This window comes from Haloarcula sp. CBA1122 (assembly GCF_009741785.1).
In the GTDB taxonomy this organism is placed as follows: domain Archaea; phylum Halobacteriota; class Halobacteria; order Halobacteriales; family Haloarculaceae; genus Haloarcula; species Haloarcula hispanica.
In genome coordinates this window covers 1-24,535 of the sequence record NZ_WPCB01000051.1, presented here as the reverse complement: position 1 = coordinate 24,535, position 24,535 = coordinate 1, and the positions used below count along the sequence as shown (strand labels likewise).

At 50.7% G+C, this 24,535-nt stretch carries 17 protein-coding genes and 3 pseudogenes; 9 read left to right on the top strand and 11 right to left on the bottom strand.

All coding sequences use genetic code 11. The annotated features are described in order from the left end of the window. Nucleotides 1-264: 264 nt before the first annotated feature. The 8 genes and pseudogenes from GJ630_RS16125 to GJ630_RS20370 all read right to left on the bottom strand — a co-directional run bounded on the left by GJ630_RS16125 (nucleotide 265) and on the right by GJ630_RS20370 (nucleotide 9,336). Nucleotides 265-2,238 (bottom strand): transposase, encoded by a 1,974-nt coding sequence (locus GJ630_RS16125; RefSeq protein ID WP_191450352.1) that lies wholly within the window; start codon nucleotides 2,236-2,238, stop codon nucleotides 265-267. Between the two features lie 299 nt (nucleotides 2,239-2,537). Further along, a pseudogene (locus tag GJ630_RS20155) lies at nucleotides 2,538-2,709 on the bottom strand (transposase); the annotation flags it as partial. Nucleotides 2,710-2,960: 251 nt separating this feature from the next. After that, nucleotides 2,961-4,184 (bottom strand): hypothetical protein, encoded by a 1,224-nt coding sequence (locus tag GJ630_RS16120; RefSeq protein ID WP_151104309.1) that lies wholly within the window; start codon nucleotides 4,182-4,184, stop codon nucleotides 2,961-2,963. A gap of 1,706 nt (nucleotides 4,185-5,890) precedes the next feature. Continuing rightward, nucleotides 5,891-6,253 (bottom strand): annotated as a pseudogene (locus GJ630_RS20150) (transposase); the annotation flags it as partial. A gap of 178 nt (nucleotides 6,254-6,431) precedes the next feature. Continuing rightward, entirely contained in the window at nucleotides 6,432-6,833 is a 402-nt protein-coding gene (locus GJ630_RS16110; protein ID WP_050007892.1) for a hypothetical protein, read from the bottom strand. Further along, entirely contained in the window at nucleotides 6,826-7,764 is a 939-nt protein-coding gene (locus GJ630_RS16105; protein ID WP_079980878.1) for a ParA family protein, read from the bottom strand. The genes GJ630_RS16110 and GJ630_RS16105 overlap by 8 nt, the downstream gene beginning before the upstream one ends. Nucleotides 7,765-7,955: 191 nt before the next feature. Continuing rightward, a complete protein-coding gene (locus GJ630_RS16100; RefSeq protein ID WP_191450349.1) occupies nucleotides 7,956-9,227 on the bottom strand; it encodes an RNA-guided endonuclease TnpB family protein in 1,272 nt (423 codons plus the stop codon). Then, entirely contained in the window at nucleotides 9,211-9,336 is a 126-nt protein-coding gene (locus GJ630_RS20370) for a hypothetical protein (RefSeq protein ID WP_255355564.1), read from the bottom strand. Before GJ630_RS20370 ends, GJ630_RS16100 begins: the two co-directional genes overlap by 17 nt. 301 nt (nucleotides 9,337-9,637) lie before the next feature. Between GJ630_RS20370 and GJ630_RS16095 the strand changes: the two genes are divergently transcribed. Continuing rightward, nucleotides 9,638-9,835, top strand: a complete 198-nt coding sequence (locus GJ630_RS16095) for a hypothetical protein (protein WP_154020833.1) — start codon at nucleotides 9,638-9,640, stop codon at nucleotides 9,833-9,835. A 227-nt stretch (nucleotides 9,836-10,062) separates the two neighbouring features. Here the strand turns inward: GJ630_RS16095 and GJ630_RS16090 are convergent, their stop codons facing one another. After that, complete coding sequence (locus GJ630_RS16090; RefSeq protein WP_079980879.1) at nucleotides 10,063-10,389, bottom strand: PadR family transcriptional regulator; 327 nt, start codon at nucleotides 10,387-10,389, stop codon at nucleotides 10,063-10,065. Between the two features lie 121 nt (nucleotides 10,390-10,510). On the opposite strand from GJ630_RS16090, the gene GJ630_RS16085 reads away from it, so the two are divergent. The 6 genes from GJ630_RS16085 to GJ630_RS16060 all read left to right on the top strand — a co-directional run bounded on the left by GJ630_RS16085 (nucleotide 10,511) and on the right by GJ630_RS16060 (nucleotide 17,263). Continuing rightward, the gene (locus GJ630_RS16085) at nucleotides 10,511-10,795 is read left to right on the top strand and encodes a hypothetical protein (protein WP_050007895.1); all 285 of its coding nucleotides are present in this window, start codon (nucleotides 10,511-10,513) and stop codon (nucleotides 10,793-10,795) included. Between the two features lie 50 nt (nucleotides 10,796-10,845). Further along, the gene (locus GJ630_RS16080) at nucleotides 10,846-11,670 is read left to right on the top strand and encodes a hypothetical protein (protein WP_050038587.1); all 825 of its coding nucleotides are present in this window, start codon (nucleotides 10,846-10,848) and stop codon (nucleotides 11,668-11,670) included. A gap of 154 nt (nucleotides 11,671-11,824) precedes the next feature. Next, a complete protein-coding gene (locus GJ630_RS16075; protein ID WP_151104307.1) occupies nucleotides 11,825-12,817 on the top strand; it encodes a hypothetical protein in 993 nt (330 codons plus the stop codon). A 523-nt stretch (nucleotides 12,818-13,340) separates the two neighbouring features. Continuing rightward, on the top strand, nucleotides 13,341-14,549 hold the full coding sequence (locus GJ630_RS16070) for an orc1/cdc6 family replication initiation protein (RefSeq protein WP_191450347.1): 1,209 nt from the start codon (nucleotides 13,341-13,343) through the stop codon (nucleotides 14,547-14,549). Nucleotides 14,550-14,720: 171 nt separating this feature from the next. Then, complete coding sequence (locus GJ630_RS16065) at nucleotides 14,721-15,302, top strand: hypothetical protein (RefSeq protein WP_191450345.1); 582 nt, start codon at nucleotides 14,721-14,723, stop codon at nucleotides 15,300-15,302. 191 nt (nucleotides 15,303-15,493) lie between these two features. Beyond that, nucleotides 15,494-17,263: a hypothetical protein gene (locus tag GJ630_RS16060; RefSeq protein ID WP_191450344.1), complete on the top strand. Its 1,770-nt coding sequence runs from the start codon at nucleotides 15,494-15,496 to the stop codon at nucleotides 17,261-17,263. Nucleotides 17,264-17,599: 336 nt separating this feature from the next. On the opposite strand, the gene GJ630_RS16055 is transcribed toward GJ630_RS16060, so the two are convergent. Further along, nucleotides 17,600-19,711: a P-loop NTPase fold protein gene (locus GJ630_RS16055; RefSeq protein WP_191450342.1), complete on the bottom strand. Its 2,112-nt coding sequence runs from the start codon at nucleotides 19,709-19,711 to the stop codon at nucleotides 17,600-17,602. Nucleotides 19,712-20,282: 571 nt separating this feature from the next. Next, on the bottom strand, nucleotides 20,283-20,876 hold the full coding sequence (locus GJ630_RS16050; RefSeq protein WP_197427660.1) for a hypothetical protein: 594 nt from the start codon (nucleotides 20,874-20,876) through the stop codon (nucleotides 20,283-20,285). A gap of 961 nt (nucleotides 20,877-21,837) precedes the next feature. Here GJ630_RS16050 and GJ630_RS16045 point away from each other — a divergent pair. Continuing rightward, nucleotides 21,838-23,691, top strand: a complete 1,854-nt coding sequence (locus GJ630_RS16045) for a hypothetical protein (protein ID WP_191450341.1) — start codon at nucleotides 21,838-21,840, stop codon at nucleotides 23,689-23,691. Between the two features lie 270 nt (nucleotides 23,692-23,961). Further along, a pseudogene (locus tag GJ630_RS16040) lies at nucleotides 23,962-24,535 on the top strand (hypothetical protein); the annotation flags it as partial.

The following is a 24,535-nucleotide window of genomic DNA, read 5'->3' as shown; positions in this document are numbered from 1 at the left end:
AAAATGTCCCTGAATCTCATTTCGTATGCATTGAGACTGCCAGTCTCAACTACTGTCACGGTGGAGGACTCCAAGATAGGCCGGCTGATGCGCGGGATTTCAGACGTTTCAGCGGTTACGGTGGGTCGAAGATAACGCGAAATCGGCGCGTGATGAGTCTGTCAGCCGTGACGTGACAACTGGAGTCGACGACTGCCGGAAATCCTCTCAGGCGGGCCAGCGCTGCCGCTGGCCCGCCGGGCAAACTCCACGGGAATCAGGTGATTATTCTGGTGGTCCGAGGCCAAGATCCTGCTTGGCAATGGTGAGGAACGTTGATGCACGTACGCAGGTCCCCGCTCGCTCGTCGCCGAGCGAGCGTTTCACCAGCACATCGATGAGCCGCCATAGCGAGTACAACAAACAGGCGAAGATGAAATTGAAAAATCGGTAGCTGTGGTCTGTACTGGTTGTTTCTGCCATCATCGACTTGCTCTTCTTGTAGCCATTTTCGATTCCCCACCGGTTGGCGTACTGTCGCGTGAAGCGTGCTATCTTGTGAATTACTGCTGTATCGCTCGCTCTACCGTCTGAAATGTCGATATCCGGATGGTTCGTCTCGAAAACGACGTGTCGTATGCCGTCCTCGGAGACGGCATACGACTCCCTGTAGGCACTTTCCTCCACTGTCTCCAAGAACTCCGTGCCGAGATCCCATTCGGCGGTTTCCTCTTCCGAGATGTCTACGAATCTTTTGAGAAAATCTTCCACTATTTCACGACGAATCCGCTGTTTCTGGGTCTCTCCGTCGGGAGCCGACGGTTCGTCGGCTTCCGACACGTCCTCGGTTTCCTCGGTTGTTCCACCGTCGGGTAACATCTCATCGCTTCTCACGTTGGCTCGTGGAACCCAGAGACGCTTTCGCGGCGGCCGCTGGCCGGCCGCCGCTACGGATTCAATGTGGATCGTGGTATCTTCACGGGCTACCTGCTTTGCTGTGAGCTTTTCCTCACGGTACATTTTCGACGGATTCAGGTAGTAAACGCCGTGCTTTTCGCAAACTTCCTTAATGGCGTCGTGCTGGAACTCACGGTCCATGAGAACAAGATCGATAGTGACCATCTCTGTTGCGTGCGTGAGCAACTTATCGACGATTTCGTCGCGAGCCATTCCTTTGACGACTGGCACTGCATCAAGAACGATTGGGAGGTCGTTACCGACCAGTTGGACGGTCGCGTACTGGTACGCGACCTCCCGATTGTCTTCTTTTGTTCCAATAATCTGTGTCTGTAGCTCCGTTGTATCGCGTTCTCCCCAGAATTTCTTTCCCTCGGTGATGTCGATTGCAACGGTCTGCTTGCCGGTAAGCAGTCCCGCTTGTCTGGCGCGAGCGATGACATTGGTCATCGCCGCGCGGTGGTTTTGGCGGTGCTGTTGGATTGAGAGGTCGCGAATAGAGTTGCGGTGATACGATCCAGTTGGCGTGCGGTCCCGGGTCGAGTCTTCAACAAAGTCGTTAGCACCAGTCTCCGCGTAGAGGTCTTCTCGACAGCCCAGGAACGTGTGTAACTCCAGAAAGGCGTTATCGTGTATCTGGGTCTCGTCGCGGTCGAAATCGACGACCGGCCCGACAAGTGGTTTAGCTGTCTGCCAGATCTGCTTGGTCGTCTCCCGAGCGTGTTTTCGTTGGGAGCTGGCACTGGGTTCCTCGTCTTCTTCAGTGGCTTCGTCAGCCGTAGACATCCGGTCAGCAACATCGACTCGGCGGATCTTGGCAACGCGGACGACCTGTTTGATAGTCGCTCGCAGTTCCTCACGGAACTGCTCGGTAAATCGTTCGTGCCAAGCGTTGTACAGCGTTGACTGGTCGGGGCGAGAATCGACGCCGAGCGCGTCGAGTAGCGACGGCTCGGCGTCAAGGTACTGGCAGAGCGCGGTTTCATGATTCCAGTTATGATAGAGCCGGATCAAGTGAAGTCGGGTGACAAGATCGAAATCGGTCGTATTGGCGTGCCATTGCGGGTACGGATCATCGATTGGCGTGCCGCCAATCGTGATCGGTAACCAGGCCAGAAAGGCCTCAACATCATTGTGTTCATCGTGACCAAACCAGTGCGTTGCGAGGTGGAAGGCGCGTTTGGACAACGGTTTCTGTGACCCATCTTCAGTCTGGAGTCCCCAGACTAGGCGGGCGTGCTTGTCTGATTTCTCGTGAAGCGGTTCGAATGCTTCTGCACGGGTCGTGGCTGTGTGGGCCATCGACTGTCGCGATGGCCCACACGCCACTCAGGCCATTCATAGAGACTAACGATCACAACAATGCGGTCGTTCAGTTCTCCGTGGAATCCCACGCATTGGGATCGCTATTTCGGACTACACCACGGTGGGAAGTTGAGACTACAGCGGGTTTAGCGAGGCTGTAATGCGTGTATTTGGACGATTAAGTGATCGGAAACAGGTTCAGATTTACTCTCAATCACCCGTTCTTGTTGCACTACTAGCTATATTGCCGAATTCCGAAGATGGTCAACAGTGTAGCCACTCGACACCGCGCTACCCCAGATCGAGTACAGGAGGCACGCGAACGCGAAACAGAAGAACCGCAACCCGAAATCCTTCGACGTCGTCGCGGCCATGAATCGCTTTATCGACCTGTACCCGCTCTCAATCTTCTACGATACCGTGTTCGGCAAAATAGGAGCTGCTAGTGTTTGTTAGGAATACCGAATACTACCCGAAAACATCATGCTCAGCGTCTTTTTCTGTCGGTGGAGCAGCATCAAGTGACTGATGGAATTTGCGCAATACTATAACTTCCAACGACGGCATTGAGCGCTCGATGAACGAATTCCAGTTCAGTGTCACTAACTAGACAGTGCTACCAGTGTACATTTGTAAACACTCATATCGCGGAAACGTGGTAAATTCGCAGCAAGCAGATTTCTCAACCACCGGCCCTGTGGGATACTGTAGCTAGAGTGCTATTGCACCGGTTGGTCCAACTTTCTGATAGTGGCGTCAATCTCACTTTTTTCTGTCTTATTGAAATCACCCGGACCTAACCACTCCCCTTTCATTTCTGTCTTCAATAGCGTTTTGCTATCAGCGGGATCTTTTGACAGATGTCCGTAGCCTAGAGAATACAATGACACTGGGACCTTCGTCGCGTCCTTGTTGAAATACTTGTGTGGATATCTATACTTTTGTTTTACATCACGGCCGACTGTTGATTGTTCTGTTCGCTCCACGTAGGGTGTATCTATATCGACACTGAGCCCTGCCGTAGCACCCGGATCGCCGCCACTAGCTCCAACAGAGATGCTCAAACTAGTGTCAACAGACCCTGTTACGTTGCCTTTTGGTTCTCTATCTTTTATTTGTGGGTCGCCTAGGTCAGATTTGGTCCACTTCTGCTTCAGCCAAGATCTGAAGTTGGAGGTCTTGTCTTTCAATTTAATTGTGTCACCAAATCCATAATCAAAATTATCATAGCTCGCTGGAATTTGTTTACCGAGTAAACTTACCAAGTATGCGTCTTCTTCAGCATCAATCTTCCATGCTTCCACCCACGTACTTAGTCTTCCAGCAACTTCGGTTGGGTTAACATCGAAATCATAGCAGAATATTTCATGGTTTATTGTCCCAATTTTAGTAGTTTTCCCCCTAGGCTCAGTTTCACTTGCCCCTTGTTGCTGTATCTTCACGTCACCCTCGTTTGAATGCTTCTTTATAAATTTATCAATAGACTTGTGCGATGGTTTGGGCAAACTGTCTGACTCGGATTGTAGCGTAACTGACTTACTTACGTTTTCAGGTTCGGAAACGATCTTTTCAACTGGCGTTCTATTTTTTATAGCAATAGCATATCCAGTAATTGCTTGGGAAGAATATGTCTTGATATTTCCAAGCATTTTCATATCATCAATCCTGTCTACTTGAGTGCTAACTTTCTCCTTTTCGTTATTATCGTTTTGTTCCTTCTTTTCTTTCGATGAGGCAACCTCGGATTTCTCTACAGCAGTTTGACGCATTTCTCGAATATCTTCATTTTTAATTGGATTATTGCTGTCTCCTTTTTTGTACTCGATAACTGTGGCTGGAGGGTCACTATTTGCACTTACGCCACCACATAATGATAGCGCAGTAGCAGATCCTATAAGCTTCAGAGCGGTTCTTCGGGAGGTTCTTTTTTGCACCACACTCATCACTGTGATATCCAATATTTTAAACTTAATGGTTGTGACATGACGTGAGATAATTATTAATCCGGAGAACATAAATAGCAAGAGTTGATATGTGTAGACATGAAAACAATTACAGTCTACGGAATTGCATTGATTGCCTTTGGGATTCTGTTACTCGAATCGGATCTCTCCCAATTCATTGAACCAGGAATGTTTATTGGAATTCTCGGTTTATTTGTGTCGACTGTAGGTGTCATGCTTCAATATCTCTGGGATGGGGTTGAATAGAATCCAAGCTTCTAGATACTATTCCTGGTAGATACTAGAGAGAATTAGTCACGTATAGTTGTAGAAAGTGATTGGATAGGAATCGTGCTGAATAACCTATAGCGTAGAGCATGTCATGAAGTTATCCCAAGCTGATGGGTGCCAACAGCGGTTTCCTCGGATTATCCAGATCACTTTTTTTTATTGGTCTTCCGGACCTCCGTGAACACACTGTTGTGATTGAGTATAGCCGGGTGAATTGCTGAAAATATGGGCTGACATATTACTATTTACAAAATTGGGTGCTACTCAGTGGTACAAATAGGGCAAGGATAAGCGAGCGAGGTGCGTTTTTTATACATTGACGAATTCCCGCGTAACGGAAAATTTACCCTTTAGTGGTTAAAATCAAGAGGTGGAACTGCGGTCAGTACCGTGACCGCACCTACAAGACTCTCCCCCTTCCGCTTAGTCAGAATCTGTAATGAGGAGACCGAAGAGCGTCATCTGCACCTACCGAACTTTGACAAAGATAAATAAAGCGCGCCCGAGAGAACTACGTGATATTGGGTGCGCTGAGAGTTGAATCCCCCAAAGTACGAAACTTAGGGTCAGTCTTAAACTAAGTCAGGACGAGAAACGATTACACAATCAAGGCTCTAATCCTTATCGCCGTAGTTTTGTTGCTAATGAGTCAAGTGAAACGGGTGAGTTTGCTACAGACCGCCAGTAAATTCGTATGGATGCGGAGAATTCGTGAGAGGAAATAGAGCTACCAGTCAGTGCCACGAAACTCGCTCTTGCCAACCCCTACCTATCTGTTATGTGAACTGAGCTTTAGAAAGTAGGGCAAAGAAATGCCAGCATTAGATAACAAGTGTACAAATATTATTTTGGGTGGATTGGTAACAAGTCTGAAAGTGACATTCTGAGTGTGTCATCTGGAAACTCCACTAGAGTACGAGATCCCGTTATCTCCAATTCAACCAACTACTATAACGATAGTAATCACTTTGAGTGTCGATATCGATATTTTAGACATTAATTAGCTTGGTCCATGTCTGAAATAGTTGTTTTATAGGCCAGCGCGGGGGCCAAAATCCACACTTCCGTATTTAGAAGTCCGAGAAGTCTTTAGCTAATGTCGGGGGCTGATCTCGCCTCGGATTAGTTAGAATGCGACGCATAGAGCGTACTCTCTCATCTCTCAAATCCTGATCGATGCAAATCGATGTTCGTTTGTAGCACTTCGATATCACCGAAACGTGTATGGAAAGATGAGACTACAGCGGGTTTAGAGTGGCTGTAATGCGTGTATTTGGACGAATCGTCAAGCGGAAGCCACTCCAAGTTGGCTCTCACCACCATTTTATGTTGAACTAATGACTATATCGCCGAATTTCGAAGATTCTCAAGAGCGTAGTCACTCAGACGCTGCGCGACCACAAATCGAGTTATCCCTACCCGATTCCAGTCTCCTTCTTCAACAACGTTAGTGTGTCATCTGCCGTCACCATCGGCGAGTGTTCGTACTCACCAGTCAATTCGACTTGTACGAGCAGATCCACCGCACGCCAAATCGAGTACAACAGGCACGCAAACGCGAAATAAAAGAATCGGAGTCCGAAGCCTTTCGATGTCATCGCGGCCATGAACCGTTTAATCGATCTGTAGCCGCTCTCGATCTCCCACCGATACCCATACTCAGTGAGGAAGCCACTACCGCGATTGGACATGAACACTGAATACTGGCGGTGGTCGTCATGCTCAGAGTCTTCCTTCCGTCGGTAGATCAGCGTCGTCTCGTGCCATCGTTCTATCCCAGACTACGCCTTCATACTATTCAGGAACTATGTCAAAATTCCACATGCATTGAGAAGGTCGGTCTCAATTTTTATCAGCGGAGGCCACAACTGAGCCTGCCGTCCAACGGTGAGATCCGGCTTTTCTGAGACTGCTGTTGAGATATTGTAGAATAGTATTCTATTTTAAAATAGTGTGCTATTCGTCCGGTTCTGAAAGAGCAGACTCGCGGGCTTGTTCGAACCGTTCGGCCACCTCTTCTACGATATCTTCCTCCACGACGGTTCGCAGAAGTGCATCAGTCATCTCGCGAACGACGATGTTCTGGTAGCCCTGTTGGTTGAGCTCCCGCTCTAATTCGTACTTCAGCCAGGAATCGAAGTCCTCAATCGTAGTCTCACGAGCATAGAAGGGGCGCTGTTTGGCAGCCTCGTAGCTGAACGCAGTATCGGTCATCGGGTCACGGGGCTTGACCGATTCTTGTACAGGGGCCTCCGCGGTTGTCTCCGAATCGGACGCCTCATCCGTCTCTTGTGTTTCGTCATCCGGTTCATCCTCGAGCGTCTCCCCGAGGTCGGCGAACGGGTCGTCCTCAGACATGACGGACCACCTCTCCTGCCTCAACGATGTGTGCCAGCTCGTCGAAACACTTCAACTGGTCACAGTCAGGGTCGAAGTCCAGCAGCGGTTTGCGCTCACCGTAGGCCTTCGTGATGCTCGTACGGTCCCGGATACCCGGTGAAGGTTTGAGGTCACCGGCGTCAACGGCCTCCCAGTCCGTAATCCGCGCGAAGTTCGGGATGCGATCTTGGAGATTATCATGCGAGTTGAGCCGTTCGAGCAACTGTCGATCCTGCGTCTGCTGGTCAATACGGCCGCTCAACATATTCGGAACCAGCGCCAGGACGTCGACGTCCATATGCTGCCGAAGCGGTGAAATCTGTCGTTCGATGGTCCGCTCTAGGCCGGCCATCGCCTCGTTTCCGGGGGCAAGCGGAAGCACTAGATTCGTCGTCGCGACGAGTGCGTTATCCGTGAGTCGGGACCGGTACGCCGGCGAATCCGTGACGATGTAATCGTATGTGTCTCCGAGGAGTGGGTCGACAACTTCTCGCTTGAGCAGTGCAGAGGGTTGGAACACGTCGCCGACGACGATCTCCCGTTCGACCTGTTCTAAGTCCTCGCTGGACGGGAGAATGTCGAACTCGTAGCCAGTATCGTAGACGACAGAGGTCGGATCAGCATCGTCGAAGAAGACGTCGCCGATAGTTTCTTCGGTGTTGTGATACTGGTCGTCAAAGCCTAAACCAACGGACGCGTGGCCGTTCGGATCAAGATCGATGAGGAGCACATCGTGCTCCTGTGCGGCCAGCTGCCGGGCGAGGTTGACAGCAATCGTCGATTTGCCGACACCCCCCTTCAGCATACACACCGATACAGCCCGAGAGTTCCCGTCGGTCTGTATCGAATTATATGGGCTATTCGGACTATTCGTTCTATCTATGCTATTCTTACTATTTGAGCCATCCATGCTATTCAGCAGTATCACCTCCTCTCAACTTAAATCTGTGGTGAATAGTGCGAATGATTTTCTATTCTGAAATAGTATTCTATTCTGAAATAGTTAGTGTAGAGTCAGTGAACGTGGCTCAGGAGACGAGCGCCAACGTGACATCCTCCGCGCCGTGAACGGCGCGGCTTCCCACGCATGGGGAATACCAGCTAAGTTTCGCTGTTGCTGGTAGAGGGTACCGACCCGTGGAACGCCGAGAGAGTCATTTGCGAGTGTTTCTCGCTCGTCTCTCGGTGGGTCGCGGTGCTGTCACAGACACTCCCATCCCGAGGCGAGTCATTGCCTGCCGGTTTCAGCGGCACGCTCTCTCCCCACGGGTCAGCCCGGTGTGCAACGTTGATTGCGCCGTTTATATCGCCCTGAAACTTCGTGATGTGGCACCCGTCGTTGGTACACCGGAACGTGGCTTGTGCGGCTCTGTTTCCGATGTGACCGCAAGCGTGGCACGTCTGGCTGGTGTACTCCGGTCGGACGTACTCGACTGGGATACCAGCCTCTCGTGCCTTGTCCTCGACACAGTTCTGTAACCGAGCAAACGCCCACGCATGGAGTCGCCGGTTCATGTACGAACCGTAGTCCAATTCTTCGCGGATGTACGTCAGATTCTCCATCACGAGTACCGGCTTCTCGAACCGGCGGGCATACTCAACAGCCCGCCGAGACGCCTTCTCGACAATATCAGTGAGCGCGTTCTGGTAGTGGTCGAATCGCTCGTCTATCCGCCACTCGGCGGCGTCACGCTCTTGGAGTCGTTTCAGAGTCGTGTGCATCTCCTTGCGAAGATGCTTCGCACGGCTCCCGTCACACACGAACGGGCCAGTTGGTGAACCGTCCTTGAGGGCACAGCCCGTTATCAGGGCGGTTTCACCAATATCCAGACCGATGTGCGTCACGTCGTCGCCGTCTGTCGCGTACTCGGGTTCTTCAACCGGAAATTCGACAGTGACGTGTAGCGTCCACGATGTGCGATTCTGTTGCAGGCGGAGTTGCCCTGCGGATGCGTCCCCGTCTACGAGGTCGTGCCAAAGCCCCTCTTGTTCGGGGTTGATACGAAGCGGTATCCAGAAATTCGTTCCGCGACCGGGTTGCGGTGCCCACCATGTGAACTCATAGTCTCGCGCCGGAGAGTGGTCAAACTCGGCGGCTTGGTTGGTGAGCCGAACCGGGTGGTCATCGTCTAACTCCTGTGCGTCGTAGGTGTCGTGAAGTTGTGGGACGTAGTTGCACAGTGCCGCTTTCGCCTGATACGGCAGGTCGTAGGGCGTCACCACGTCGCTGGTTGCGTTCATCGTGTCGCACCCGGCGTCGAACCCCTCGTGTAGCCCCTCACGGTAGGTGTCGAGCAGGTCACACAGTTTCCGCTCCTTGTGTGCTGTCGGCGGGGCAAGAGTCGCTTCGAGCGTCTTAGTCGCCGTTTTCATCCGTCTCTAACCCTTGTTCGATTAGCTCGCGGTAGGCACGCGGATGGCGGATACCATTCTCACGAGCGTACTCTTTGACCCGCTCGTGTAAGTCGCCACCGCGCTCCATATCTATCTCCGTTCGCACAAGAATTTGTACGTTTCTACCCCACTAAATACTTACGTTGGGTATTCAGCCAGGCAACAGTCACGGAGATTGTGGCAAGAGGCTTACGCGATTCACTCCCGCCCTGCTTAGTCCTCGGTTCCGACAGAGCGTCGGAACACTCGTCCTTCGCGGGAAGGGCGGGATTCTCTCGCTGAATCAAGATAGAGCGAAGTTCAGATTCGATATCCGTCAGTTCCTGGTTTCACTGGGAATGGGTCGTCACCGGGCAGGCGGCGACAGCGGCGGAGCTGAAGCACCAGCGATGGATGCGTCCACAGCGGCGGCCGCAGCTGACACGGCGGACACCGAGCCACAGCCACTGCGACGCCCGTGCCGGGCAACCCTGGAACCGATGCTGGAACCAACGCCGACACCGGGTGATACCAACTGCGAGTTCGGTGAGACGTTCACCGTCGGAGCAGTGACCAGACGATTGGCTTCGCTATCGGTCCCGAAATGAAGCACTTCTACGATGAGCTTCGTGCGAGCGATGGCGTTGACGTCGATCTGGGCAACGAGTTCCGTGACCAGCTAGAGCGGTTGGCGAATCGGCATCCCGAGGTCGCTGACAAGGCCCGACGAAAGTTTGAGATAGATTCAGAATAGGTCTAATTTAAGATTAGTATTAAACTGCCGTTTAGGGCGATGAAAAACCTCTATAGAAGTCGCAGCTACCACTCACACCTTCTATGCGGATAGCTCATCAATCGGAGCCAAGTACTCGTCCTCCCATTCCCGATGGGCTTGAAGATCTCGCACACCACGCCTCGTCAACTGATATTCGTTCTCTCGTCCGTTCTTAGCCTTCTTTTTGATAAGTCCCTTTTCGACTAGATCATCCAGCTGTGGATAGACACGTCCTACTGTGATTTCCTCAGAGTAGTACTCCTGCAGTTCTGCGGTCAATTCTGTCCCCATCGGACTGTCCATACCTGCGATAACGACCATCATATCGCGCTTGAAGCTATTCACATCGTACATCCTGTCAAACCAAATGCCACCTGCGAGAGTCATAATCTTATCCGTTCGCACTTAGCGTAATTCCACTTAATCCCCTTTTCAAACACTGTACTGCTACTTCATCTTATCCACAATGTTCATTTTATCAACCCCTCTTGCGTGGAGGCTCCAAACGATGTCCAATCCAACAGACGACGCATTGCTGACCGAACTCGCAACCCATCAGAATCGAAAGCTCATGCTCTGGCAGCTTGCAGCAGACGGGCGCACGTTTTGCGGCATCCAGTTCATCGTCCAGGAGCGTGACCTGCAGGCCGCACCCGTCGACGAACAAGTCCAAGCCTTCGCCGACGACATGCTCTTGGACAGTGAGATCCGCCCAGAGTACGATTCGATGGCTGACTGGGACGCTCTAGAAGCGAACCACGGTGACACTGCCGACCAGTACCTCTCGACCTGACCCGCCTCAGAGCGATTTTGTGCTGCCTCACTGGCTGGAGGCTTTCCAGTATGTTGCCTACAGCCGAACCACCGTTCGATCCGATCTTCGTCGAGGAACCGCCACTCAGTCCAAACTACGAACAGACGATCATCGACAACGTCGGCTTGCCATTCTACGCCGACGTTGACCGTCCAGACGAAGCGCCTGCTAATGAGCGTGAGCGAACTATCGACCTCGCGGAACGAATCCTGCGCGCCGGCGGCGTCCGAACTGGCTTCGGCCATAACGAGGAAGTCCGGACCTCGATGGAGTCGTGGGCTCCCGATGCCGGTGAAGAGTGCGACGCTGACCCCGGCTACTGGCGCACTCATGTTCTCTTGATGTCTCCTCAGGAGATGAATTTCGGGCAGCTAAACGGCGAACCCAAGGAGAAGCACAAGAAAGCCAAGACAGTGCTTGCCTGGGCTGCGGACTGTATCGACGCCGATGTTCTTCAGGAAATTGAGCGGTCCCAAGCCGAGGATATCAAGCAGGCGTGGCGGGATGCAGTAGAGGCCGAACTAACGCAGCGTGAGATCGAGCAGTTTGCTGAGGACCCGCCGGAAGCGCTCGATGGGTGGACGAGACTTGACGCCAACCACGACGCTGTCAAGGTCGCATACGTCGCTGACAACCACGGGACGCCATCGGTCGCGGCCGTCTTTGAAGACGCTGACAGCGAGTTGGAGGCGCTTGAGTTTACGCTGGAAGAGTGGCAAGAGAACGACGGCAATCCTCGTGAGGCCCGGCTGAACCGGTACTGCGTCACCACTGACGGCGACGGGGCCTACGCCCAACTTCGGTCGCATCTGCTGACATTCGAGGTCGAGCCGATGGAGCCACTCGAAGTGTAGGCCATTCCTGCGCTGAGCATGGTCACATCCCAGGTTCACCACACCGTGTTTCGAGTGTAAACACTACTGCTGTCTGGTGGTTTTTCACCGGAAATGGTGGTGTGTCTGCACGCGTGAGCAGTAGTCATTTGATGGTGGCAGTACTGGATCGAATATGTCGTTCAGTGTCAACTGGCACACGCTGTTGGAGGAGGCTGATGAACTCCCATCTGATGCAGTGCTGGTGACGCCACTCTCACATACGCCGTTCCGGATCAGTGAGACACAGGAACACCGAATCATCGTCGACTACGTCGAAAAGGATGAGACACGGCCACTCCAGCGCGAGCAGTTTGAGACGCTGTTTCGGCGGGTGCATGACGAACCAAATCAGGAGTTCGCTCTTGACCGATTGCCACCCGACGCCGAGCCGTTCGCTACGGTCTGGTCGCTCCATCCACGAATAGAGATTGATGAAGACGCCGGCATCATCCGACAGAGCGACCTCGAAACCACGACACAGATCGCTACGACCGGCGATGAAGATAAAGAGACCGAGCGGACTGAGCCGGATCTGCAAGTGTACAGCGACGCACTTCTATTGACTGATGCGCTTGAGCGCCACGACGTCGACACGTTTGGCGATATCGAGACGGATACGCTCGTGGACCTGTACACGATGTTGTCGGATGTCCAGCGCAGTGCCAACGACCTCCGGAAAGAGGTCGCTGACGTCATCCTGAGTCGGCTCCATCACGACCAACCAGTCAGCGGGCAGTTTGGCTCCGTCCAGCGGACCGCACGCCGTCAACGCTCCCTCAAAGACGAGGAGACTGTGCTGAACGCACTGGAGGCCGCTGGGATTGACCGTGAGCGCGTGACGAGCGTTGACCGAGACAAGGTAGACGATGCTCTTGAGGTGACCGAGCTGTCTGAGACAGATCTGTATGACATTGAAAGTACTGAGTACGTCCGCAAAGCCGATGTTGACGAGGAGACCAAAGAGACCCGGCTTCAGGGACTGAAAGATCGCCTTGTCGCCAGCGATGCTGATAATGCGGAAGTCCAGCAGTTGCAAGACGAGATTGCGGAACTCGAAGACCGCATCGAGGAGTTGACCTCGTTTGACTCCGGGGCGTCCTATCACACCTCTTCAGCGACCGAATAAGCGCTCATCAGCTGCCTGCTTGTAGTAGTCTGTTGTCGCCTCAAGTGAGCAAATCACACTTCGTGAGTTCGCGGAGGGAGACACTAGGTGTAGCTGTTCTATCAGTCTGAACTGTCAGCAACAAAAACTCAGGCTCAGACACACACACCAAATTTTGAGTAAGGATTATGGGATTAGTGTCGTAGAAGACGAGATGAGCTGATCTGGAGTGAGTTCTTTACTCCAAACTAGGTGTGTTCCTCTAGTCTAGCTGTTCTAGTAAGTAGTAGTGTAGTCCGTGTAGAGACAACGAACGTGTCGCCACAACCCTCTATGTTGCTTCTCTCCGCCCCGGCCTACCTGTCCTTCTTACTCCAAACTAGGTGTGTGTCTCCCTCCCTCTTACTCAAAATCTGGTGTGGGTCAGCTAAGTTTTGTGTAAGAAGGAAATCCTTATATCTGTCTTTTCACTTGGTTTCCTGGGCGTCTTACTCATAATCAGGTACCTAAGTTTTATTTCGCTGACTGCTGTCTAACTCTAATAATGGATAGCGAGGACGGGTCAGAGACACTCCATAGCGTATTTGATAGTGTCGATAAGAGCGGAGGAAGAATCTTTGAGCAACGTGAGATCCTTCAAATTGACTACGTACCCAGTGAAAAACGAATCGTCGGGCGGGATGAACAGATAGAGAAAGTTGCTGAGGAGATTGGGCCAATTGTCGTCGGGAAGCCGCCGAATTCGATCATCATCTACGGGAAAACCGGATGTGGGAAGTCACTCGTCGCAAAGCACGTCTCCAAGATTGCTCGGGAAGAAGCTGAAAACCGGGATGTGAAGCTTGCTACAGGATATATTAATTGTCAGCAGGCAAAGGGTAACTCTGACGCTCTGAGCAAATACGGTCGTGCAATCAACCCACCAGAAAGCGGTGTAAAGTTTCCGGCACGCGGGATTTCAGAGAACGAGTACTTTGAACGGGTGTGGTCGGTCCTGAACGAATTTTATGACGCTGCAATCATTGTCTTAGACGAGGTTGACAAACTCAATAACGACGATCTTTTGATGGCCTTGTCAAGAGCCGGGGAAGACGGGAGTGTTGACGTTCCAATTGGAGTGATAGCGGTATCAAACAAAATCAACTATCGGGACAAAATGAGCGAACGGACAAAGAGTTCATTCGGCCATAACGAGTTTATTTTTGAACCCTATGATGCGGAGCAAATTCGAGAGATACTTCAAAATCGGACCGATGCCTTCGTTGACGGCGTCCTTGACGAGGGAGTCATTCCTCGTGCTGCGGCACTGAGTGCCAAGGAACATGGAGACGCACGAAAGGCTATGCGCCTCCTCCGATATGCTGGTGACCAAGCGAACAAGGAGAACGCTGAGCGAGTAAAAGAGTCTCACCTTTCGGATGCACGCGCCTCAGCAGAGTCTGACCGGTTGCTTGAATTGATTTCTGGGCTTCCGCCCCATAGCAAGCATGTTCTAGTCGCGCTAGCGAACCTCAGTCAGAACCACCCAGACCGAGAATGGTTCCGGACGATGCGAATACGCGAGATGTATCTCAATGTTTGTGATCAGAGTGGGGCAGACCCGCTTTCAACAGAACGGACCCGACAGCTACTCAACGAACTCTGCTTTTTAGAGATTGCAGGGAGTCGACGAGGGACTGGAGAAGGGAAAGGGCACTATAGCCAGTACACTCTCCTGTGGGACGCAGATATCGTCCTCACACTTGAAACCTGAATTACAGTCTCTTTCTCCGGCGAGGCGAATTCCCTGGGGTTGCGCTCATTTCGTGAGACGTAACCAGAACTCGCTACGTGCCCAGCTACCTCAGCTGTTCTCATCAAAATTCTGTTTTTTGTCCCCCAGCCGGGTGCGGGGCGGTCCAGTGAGAGCGTCCCGACAGTACCCATGGCATCGAAGACCACCAACAGCGATCAGACCGGAGAACAGCAATCAGCATCCAGCGAAGCGCAGTTCCCAGACCTTACAGTCCGCGCCGAGGGGCCCGCAGATCGACTTCGCCGCGTGAATGAACCCGGGAAGGCCGATTGTCTCGAAACAGTCGAGGTCGAGCTAGCTGTCGAGTACGATATCACCTCCTACGACGAGTGGCGCAATCTCGTCGACCCAGACTACGCCATACACGGACGGACCGTTGAGAAGGGCACGATCATCGACGACTTGCTCGACAGACTCGAAGGCCACTACCGCCGGCAGTCGGACTCTAGATATGAAGCCCCGGACTGGAATCTCACGGTGACCGGCTCGGCGACTGCTTGGCGACGACTCTTCATGGAATTTTCCCAGATGCGCGGTTCAGGTTCCGACCGTGCCCACAAAGGCACCCTTCGTCTCAAACGGTTGCTCGCCGCAGACCTCGTAGACACAGGCGCAGCGCTGGCTGCCCTCGAACTCATCAACCAGTACGATCTGGACAGGGCCACGGACACGTTCATCGCAGAAGTGACGGACAGCACGGACGGCGAGTAGCCAACTCGTCCTGTCTTGGTCTCGGCTCTTAGCGAAGACAGCAAAACACTGGTATCTGTCTCGAGGTTGGTAGATCGGGCTGTGCAAGATGCACAGCGCGTATCTTGCATGATGTTCAGTATATCTGTCGCTGATGAAACCGTCTATCAAACACTTACGGTTAATAAACCTCGAAAATAATCTTCTATATAATGGCGGAGTTATTCATATTCACACTTCTCGCCACAATTGTTGCCATTTATAGAGTACTCCCCCGTTATCGACAACTTCGAGTCACCTACACACTTTGGAACAAGCCCATTGCAGGCCTTCTCACAGCTCTTGGACTTACCGTTCTTGTGAGCTACGCTGGAAGCATCTACTTACAGAATACCGACAATACCACACTCTGGAGCCTGAAAACTGCCTACACACAATCCCCCATCGAAATCACCTCTCTCGAAATCGAATTCATTCAGTTAGCTGCAACCATCACGATCATGGGCGTGTTCCTCGGTGTATTCCTAAGCAAAAGTGTGCGTATTCGCAACGAACAAATGCTCTTATCTGCACTACGTGACCTCTACAACCGAGGCGAATACGCCACGCTCGTAGAGGTGCTTCGAGACAACTACACGCCCCTTATCGACCACCCGGAGAAACCCACGCCACCGAGTGAACAACAATGGCGAGACATTGATGTTACAGTCACGCACACGCTTATAGAGACTGAAGAAGCAGAAGAACTTGATGATTCTTCGCCTTTGGTCGAATATGTAGAGGAAGATAACGAGGAGCAATCCGCTCGTGAGCGTGTACGAGATACGTTCGAATTGAAGCGTCGACAAGCAACATACTATCTCGCGATGCTGCGGTACCGACTTGCTGACTCCGCAGAAGACTCATCCAGTTACACAGAAACTCTGCTGTTAGACCCTGAACTCGGCGCTAAATATCCGATTATTGACCCTGGACTCGGGATTGACATCATCTTAGACATCGAACTTGACGGGTTCCAGCGTCGAGACGTTACGCATCAGTATCTAACAACGCTCCTCCGAGAAAAAAACAGCTTGCTGTACCAAGAGATTTCGAATAACATGACGATGGACGGGATCCACCGGTATCGGGTTAATCCCGATAATCGGTTATTGCATGCGTTGTTCTCGGATTGCTCTCGTGCTGAGGAGTTAGATGCGTACAGGCCGATTGGGGATACAGCCAAAGAAATGTTGCGCGATCAGGGAACGAAGGAGTACGATAAGTACAACGCTCAGCGGTTGACATCTGTAAGTCGCTCGAAAGACTACGTGTTTAATGACCCGATTTTTGTCGCTATCAGTTTCTTTGATATTATGGTTCGTGAAGCGCTCTACCAGCGAATTGACTGGCATATGTGGTTGTACTATTACGAATCAATGACTCGCCTGATGTGCGAGAACTACAAGAACACGGAAGAAACTGATCCGGATAGCGAATGGCCGAACGACTACTCTCGGTTTATGTATGAGATGATTAGCAACATGGGTGATCTACTTCGGATTATGGAGCGGATGGTGGAAAACGACGAGTATGATGTGACGAACGAGGATGGTAACTATGAGGAATTCATTGCGTTAGAATCCTATCGGCGTAATCGAGGTGGAACCATTCCTAAGTCGGCAGTAGAGATTATGTTGTCGTGCCATCAGAAGATTCTGACGACCGCAGAGATTCCACACCAGTTCAAAAAGTATATTACGGAGATCATATTCACGAGGTGTAGTGAGTTGAGAGAGTATGAAGAGGAGTCATTGCCATGGAAATATAGTGAATTCATGTTAAAGCGTCTGGATGCGATGATTGAAGGCCGCCCTGGGTCGGAATACCACCGGGAGTTAGAGTCAGTGTACAATGATGGGGTTCGTCACGAAATTGTTGCGAAGGGGATTACTGGAGGATGGATTGTGGATGAACTGGATGAGTTGATCCAATCATCATAATGTGTTGCTGACGGTCGTCTCTCTGTTGTTGACTGTATGAAAAATTGAGTCATACCCGCGTGAAACTGCCGATAGCCACCTGCTGTCCCCACCCTCTATACTCAGCAGGCCGGTTATGTCAGAAATGAGTGGTTTTACGACTAAACAGTTTCACCCAGCTAGCAACTGTGTATTCTCTGGCTGGTTCGCTCGAAAGAAATAACAGTCAGTACCTTGATTATCGGCTAACGGATCTACTAGTAGTTACTTGATTTGGAACGCCGCTCTCCTCAAAGTTCCTCTATGGGTCTGGACATCCCAAACTGAATGTCTACTAGCAGCCGGTCATCTTCATTGCTACCTGTCTCTATTGAACGCCCACCCTTCGAGTGAATTCGGATCTTCGAGTGACTGCGCTTGGATGAATATCTCCACGACTTCTTCCTGTCGTTCGGTTAACCCACTGTCGTCGATAGTGTTGAACCGGGATTCTACGTCTTCAATATCAAGGAATGGTTCGATTTGCTCTAGTTTGAGGATTTCATAGGTCTCTCCAGTGGATGCATTTACATCGGTGAGGAAGTACTCAATAAATTCTATCAGCGACTCATTGTCCGCTGTATACCTTCTAACCCACTCAACAGCATCATCTGAATCGCCCCAGTCCCTCCAACGCTCCAAAACTAGGTTTATTCGGTCAACATCAGCAAGATCACCCCTGCTGGCTTGGTTCTCAATCTGGTTCACCCAGGTTTCTCTTAGATCGCAGATGTCCTCATACTGTAACAGGCGTTCCCGTTCCAGTCGTTCTGTACCACCATACTCTCCATGTTCTTGAGATAACAAGCCTAGTAGATAAGCACCGAAATAGGGGGAGTGGCTGGTTGAGATGGCGTCGTCCAGAATCTGTGTTGGCTTGTCGGCTTCCTCTATCAGCGAGTATACGGTCTGAAATAACAAGCCGATATTCCCGTCATCCAGCGAGTTCGCTCGGGGATCCACTTGGACAAGGTGGTCAGCTACCTCAAACAGTCCCAAGGTAGCTTCTTTCCTAGTTTCAATCTCTCGGCTGTGCTCCTGAAATCGCTTTAGGAAATTATACGCCCGGGAACGCCCTGATTTGCCCTCCTGCTCAGACAAATCGAGGAGAATCTGTGCGAACTTTTCGTGGTCCTGAGCGGAGGTTTTGAGTGAAGTGAACTCTTCCTGTGGGATCTCTCCTTCGGGCACGGTTTGTCGGAAGTAGTAGTTGAACATATCTGGGTGACAGATTCTCTTCCGTTTTCGATAGGTGTCTTCGTTCTCGCTGATTGATTTCCAAGGGCTGATTTCGTTACGAGAGTATCGCGGAAAGAGATATGAGAGTAGCATCTCTGCTGTATCAACCGGTTTCTCATAATTCTCCCACAAGAAGTCGTGGTCTAGATCTTTTCCCTGATTTGGATGATTGCGTACCGTGAATCTCGTTTTATTCTCTCGTATCTTCTCGTAGATATCGTTGAAATGGATTCGGAGTGTTTCTATAGCAATCAAATCGACGTAGTTTACTTCATCTCCTATTGCGCCATAGGAGGTCTTGACAGCGTTGGTGAGACGAATAGCGGATCGAGGAGTTTCAATTAATGGGTCAATCCCGTGCCGATACACCGTTTGCCAATGGGTTTTGTTGAACGTGACTTCGTCCTCCCCTACGATAGCGTCCAATCGGTTTGTGAAGAAGACGTGTAATGAGTTGTCGGCAGGGATTGGCATGTGCTGAGACAGTTGGACAATCTTCTCAAGATACCTATCCCCGTTTTGAACCCCGCGTTCACCTTCTTCGAGGGCTTCGACCACTACATCACGATCAAACGCCAACACATACGTCACGTTCGGGAAGTCAGCGACACTCTTCACCAAACGAAACATCTGCCGGATCTCGTCGTTGGTCAACCGGTCAATATCGTCGATAAACACCACAATCTGCTGGTCGGACTCTCGGAGCGCCTCCGAGATAGATTCCTTTACCTCACCAAGTTCAGGCTCATCCGTTTCAGTAACATCAGCAACGCCCTTTGCTACAGGACTAATTGGGACACCAACGGCTTCTGCCGGAAGTTTCGATACCCCTCGTGAGAGCGTTGCTATCTTTTCCCGGATATTGTCAAATCGATTGTCCTCTAGGTCGAGACCTGCACGGAATTGAGAGAAGAACTTATTGATCAGATCTGGCTGCCCTGAGAACCACCAAGGATTGAACCGGATAACTACAGGAGAATCACTGCGTTCTTCGAGGTTTTGTTCTACAAAGTTTAGTACCGTGCTCTTACCCGCTCCCCACTGCCCGTAGATTCCAACAACGAATTCATCGGCAGGAGTCCGTATGGAGATTGTATCAGCGATGTTCTCGGCAAAACTGCTGTATCCGAATTGGTCCTGTTCCGGATTTTCGAGAGCAGAGTCAGAAAGCAACCCCTGTTGACGGTTCATGGACCGAGTATACTGAAACAAACGACAAAGATTCTTTGCTCACATTACATATGGGCACCCCAGCTGAGCGGTTGGTGGATCGGATTCACCTATAGAGAGAAAGTGCATCAGAGGTTAAGCCATAGTACTCTATATCCGAAACTCCGCCAATACGCCCTAGTGACACGACGGATATCGCTCTCTGAGAATCTACTAGTACTTACTGTATTTTGAATGCCGTTTCCCGCGAAGTCCCACCGGGGTTTAGCTGCCTGATATCAAGAGTCTATTAGTACGATCTCAAGATTTGGTCGGTCGCTAAGTACAGTCAAGGTATGGATTATCGGGACCAGAAGCTATTGGTGACAGAAGGCCCCACAATCCTTAATTTGTTCAGAGTGACGAAGCGGTGATTTTATTCCGAATCGCCAGATTCTACAGCAGACTCACTGAGGATTCTGAAAAAACGGCGGACGCGGGACGTACCCATCTCTACGCGCTCTCCCTCAAGCTCGCGTCCGGTTTTGCGTGATTTCACCATCTCAATATAGACTATCCACTCTGTGGTGATAAATCTGTGGCACCATTTCGTCTAAAGAAGGAGGAAAAGTGCTGATATAAGAAGCACTGCGATTCCAAAAAACAAAAGGAACTGACTCCCCACTAGAAATAGATTTCCCCGCCTCAATTCTTGGTTCATACTATCTGTCCACTCGTTGTAACCATCTAAAAGGGTTAACATCCACTCATTCTCTGAATACTCTTGAGTTTGAGCTTCTTCTCGAAATGAATCACCAACACCAAACTCTCGATCAGTAGAAAAGACAGTTCCAAGACCAGTAAATACACAAATTGTTAGGGATATAATTCCAGTCGCCGCAGTGTAACTAACTTCTGGAGAGAGGCCAGAGAGTGTACTCGGTTTAGCAATCCCTGCCGCAGAGGCAATAATACTGATTACAATCACTGAGGTACGGGCATTTCGCATCGCTACATCATCAATATGTGTGGCGAGATCTAACTGACGCTCAAGAGACTCCTGTGACTCAACCCGGGTCTGGTTGAGGACCTCAGTAGTGAGATCTTCTGGATCTGGCGGTGTTGGATCTCTTTCCGCCTCAATGAGGTCTTCAACCCCGGTCACCTCCCCGAAAGGAGAGCCCTCATCTGATCTAGAGCCTTCCATCTGGAAACTTAATCGCTTGACGGCCATATTAAATATAGGGATCGCTCGCGCACCATATGATGGGGCTCTAACTGAAGACGATGTGAGAATTTACCCAAACGACGTGACTGGTGATGGCATCTGAAGATTCTCAGATACGCTATGAGATCCTACTGATCCTTTTCAAAGGGTATGTGGGGCACTTTATTGATGTGGCGCAGTCTTGCGACTTTGCCGAGCGGTTATAGAGGAGGAACTGAGTCAAATCGCCCTTTCATCAACTTGAATGATAATCTGCCGCTCTCAGAGGAATCCAAGCTAGGTAACTAACACAGTGTGTCAAAGAATACGTCTCACGGCCTCTACTTGGCGATTATACAGCTCTACATTCGCTCTTAAGCCCGTGATTTCGCCATCCACTAGTTCTGTTCAACACAGAAGCTGTGAATTATATTTGTTGAGAACTATTGTATGACAGGCTCAACTAACAACCTGTTCCACCATTCGTCTTTAGCTAACACCAGTAGTAATTCTTGGAGATGAAATTATAACTGTGGATGTTAGGAGAACCAATTCCGTCGGTCGAGGTGCTGTCCCTTGTGAAATCCTGCGATGATCAACAATAGCATCGGTGGTTTTCGTCGTTTTGGTGTGGTGTATGGGCGAAATTCGACCGAAAATCACGGTCTAACAGTATTACTGTGAGTATTAGCTAAAGACGAATGCCTGTTCCACAATATCGACCTTTACTACCAGAAATATATCATCGCTCACTCTCTTGATTCCTTTAAGCGAAGTTATTAGATAGCGGTGGATTTCGTGGCTCACTTGTCTACTAGTAGTTTCTGATGTGGAACGCCCACGAAGTCGTGTGCCCGCCGTCAGTTTGGACCCGCTCCTTCCAAATTAACTAGTAGTTCGAACGGCCTCATTTAAGACTCTTCACAAAACATCTTAAGATTCATCGACGCTTAGTTTGGGTATGAACCATCCGGAGGAACAGCAGAAGTCTGCTATTGGCAGTATTCTAGGTTCTGCTGAGGTTGTCGATCTGGCAAGTAATGTCGACGAACTTGAGGAATGGCTACGAACTGAGTTTGCGACCGAGAGGTCTGATGAATTGCTTGACGGCTACAAGTTCTTCATAGAAACAGCTATCCGAGGCTTTCTTCATCGAGTTATCTACAGCAATTTTCCTTTGATACCGGAGGACTTCGTGTTCTTCAGAGCTCGTTTTGAAGGGATTGAACTATCTTCCTTTCCTAATACCTGTGAGAAAACAGCGTTCATTAAAAACATCAACGAATACCGGCGAAGCCTCCGGAAAGCAAGTTCATGGAAAGAAGCTCAGACCGTACTTGATGATTTCAGACAAGAGGTAATACAGCCGTTCAAAGAGTTATTCCAAGAGCATACTGTCTCTAGTTCTGACTACGAGATAGAGAAAGCGGAGCTCCTACGCCTGAAGACGATCTTCCATGTCTTTACCCAATTTAATGATGTCGGAGACGGTTATCCTAACAGCTACTTCATCACGATACTAGATACAGACCTTCGAGAAGAGCGGCTGGAATCTGCTTTAGAGGGCTACACTCGGACATTGCAGTTCGTCTGGTCTCAACTTGTCGAAGACGAAGTTTTCCAAGAGACCTGTCTCAGTGGACTACACAGGTCTGAGACTTGGGCCTATTCAATTGACACCTTTGATGATGCAGGTGCAACACCTGATGAAAGGGCTGACTTGGATCGTTTCTTTGGAGAGGTGAAAGAGGACGTGGTCCGGCCGCTTGAGGCCGAGAAAACAGTCGAAATAATGGACAATGTCCTGTTCCTAGACGAAGAGGTAGAAGAGGACTTCTTTACAGACTTAACTTCTCGAACGCAGGAAAACGGATTGGATACTCAAGAGGAGTTCGACTTTCAGCTGTTTTGGTATCAGGTAGAATTCCTCCGGTCCACGAAGATTTTCAACGGCGTTCCTGCATTCATTTCTCTGATGGGTGGGACCGTGAACCAGAAGAAGAGATTTGCTGACGGAGAGAAGGCTTACGTCTGTAAGTTCACTCACCCGGTTGAGCCTGGTAACGACTACACCTACGGCGTTTTAGTTGAGGCCTCCGGGAGCACAGGGCTGGCAGATTACTCTGGATGGGTAATGTTCTACGATTGCTGTGGGGATTACTCTGGCTTCTCGGGTTCAGAGCATATGCAGGCCGAGAAACTTATCGAGAAGCATCTTGAGAAGGATGAAATCATGCTTCGGGAGATGGAACTTGAAAAAGACGAGTTCAAGGAACTGGTTTCGGATAAAACGGTTGGTGAGAGAGGATCAAAGCTGTCTGAAGAGCTAGATAAGGAGTCAGAGACGAACCGTCGTCAAACGAAACTGGGGAAGGCAAGAGGTCTGCTTGTAGAGCTGATTTCCTATTACTATCTGACTCGGAAAGACCACAGTTCTGATAATGTCGACTGGAATATCTCGCTTGACGCAGGTGAGCTGGACGTGGAAGTTGAGACACCGGATGAAATTCGATTTATCGAATGCAAGTATGATCCTTCAAATCAGGATTGGGAGTACGAGTTCAGCAAGTTAGAGGACAAGATTAGGGAGCCAGAGTCGGAAAAGCAGAAGGATGGAGAATTCTGGTTCTGGACATCTCCTCCTCAAGAAACAGTTAGACGTTTGAATCAAAAAGGATTCACATACAGGGTGGTTTCCGAGGTTGTTAGAGACGCACCCGAGTTCAGGGACAAGGACTTGCAGCATCTAATGTTCGTTATGGAGAAGATCGAGCAGGCCGAACCAACGGCTCCAGATAAAGATGTACTTCCATGAGATATGTAAAAATATCAATACTATACCCAGACTCACGGAGCAAATGGTATCAGCACAGACTACCTCGTTGAGAAACTGTTCCGCGATGCGCCTGTCATGCCCCTCGAAGACCGGGCGGTGGCAGACCTCGGCCTAGCGCTGAATAGATGCTCTACATCTTGCACGGCAACCAGTGACAACATCATCAGGTCGATAACTGTTTCACTAGGTCAGGCAAGACTCTCGCTCCCTGTCGATTTGTGCTTCCCTCGGGGCCGAGGTTTAAATACGATGACGAACGCAACCAAGCGTGTGACTGACCGGAATCCTGAGTACGACCCCGCTGATATCCTCGGCGCAGCGAGTTCCGACCCTGAAACGAGAGGGAACGGACGGGAACGAGTCCTCGAATCCACCAAGTATCCCGACCGTACAGAGGATGATGCTCGCACCTGTAGAACCTGCGGACAGGACATTCCACAGGATGAACGCCAGTGTCCGTTCTGTGCTCAAACCGGCGTCTCCGAGACTTCGTTCGACGATCAGGATAGCAGCCCACTTAGAGAGTGGACGTTCGGTCGAGTAGTACTCGCGCTCGTCGAAGCGAACACTGACTTCCATGCACGAGCGCTCGGCGCTGCGGCCTTCTCCGTTTCCGACAGCATCGCGAGCGGCGAGGGACGTCGTCCCATGGGACCGGTGAAGTGCCGAGCAGCCTTCGGAACCGAGCCAGCCACCACTCTCACGAAGGGCTGGCCCGACCTGCCGACCGAAACCACGATCGGCGAGGAATCCGGACGAGGCGCTCTTGGAGACAGCCGACGAACAGACCAACTGGGATGGGGATGGGGGCGACGTGCCAGCC